The organism is Morganella sp. HSTU-ASny43 (assembly GCF_022819185.1).
GTDB lineage: Bacteria > Pseudomonadota > Gammaproteobacteria > Enterobacterales > Enterobacteriaceae > Morganella > Morganella morganii.
Window position 1 is genome coordinate 1 of the sequence record NZ_WSPG01000117.1, and the last position, 240, is coordinate 240.

General features: G+C 45.8%; 1 protein-coding gene. It reads right to left on the reverse strand.

The features are described from left to right. The coding region (locus GN208_RS18010) for an Rnf-Nqr domain containing protein (protein WP_279577452.1) at positions 1-240 on the reverse strand (240 nt) is incomplete at both ends.

Consider the following 240-nt stretch of genomic DNA (forward strand, 5'->3'; position numbering starts at 1 on the left):
CCATTAATCCTGCGAGCGCCGAAATGGCCAGCAGCCAGCCTATACCGCAGCCTGCACCGTAAGTAATGGCTTCAGTAAAGGTATAATGCCGTTCAATCATAAAAATGGTGGCGCCGAAAATAGCGCAGTGGATAGTCAGCAGATGCAGAAAAACACCGAGTGAGTGATAGAGGGACGGAATGAATTTATCAAGAAACATTTCCAGAATCTGAACCAAAGCAGCCAAAACAGCAATAAAAG